This window comes from Flavobacterium sp. LC2016-13, from assembly GCF_009707955.1.
Taxonomy (GTDB): Bacteria; Bacteroidota; Bacteroidia; order Flavobacteriales; family Flavobacteriaceae; genus Flavobacterium.
Map to the genome: position 1 here is coordinate 1 of NZ_WMDQ01000049.1, position 477 is coordinate 477.

1 pseudogene is annotated in these 477 nt (G+C 41.9%); it reads left to right on the forward strand.

From position 1 onward, the window contains the following. Positions 1-477 (forward strand): annotated as a pseudogene (locus GKZ86_RS25340) (gliding motility-associated C-terminal domain-containing protein); the annotation flags it as partial.

Below are 477 nucleotides of genomic sequence, written 5' to 3' on the forward strand. Positions count from 1 at the left end.
CAATATTCAGGTAAATGAACCAAATGTGGTTTGGTATAGTGCAGCGACAGGCGGAACAGCAATTCCTGCAACAACAGCCTTGGCAAACGGAATATATTACGCGGCCATTTTAGACCCAACAACAGGTTGTGAAAGTTCAATAAGATTAGCGGTGACCGTTACAGTAAGTGATCCGGGAACACCAACAACTACAGATAATACTCAGGATTTCTGTTTAATAAATGCTTCTACGGTTGCTAACATTCAGGTCAATGAGCCTAATGTAGTTTGGTATAGTACAGCAACAGGCGGAACTGCCATTGCACCAACAACAGTACTTACAAGCGGAGTTTATTACGGAGCTATTGTAGATCCTGTAACAACTTGTGAGAGTGCAGTAAGATTAGCCGTTACAATAAGCGTAACTGATCCGGGTACACCAACAACTACAGATAACACACAAGATTTCTGTTTAGTAAATGCGCCAACAGTTGCCAA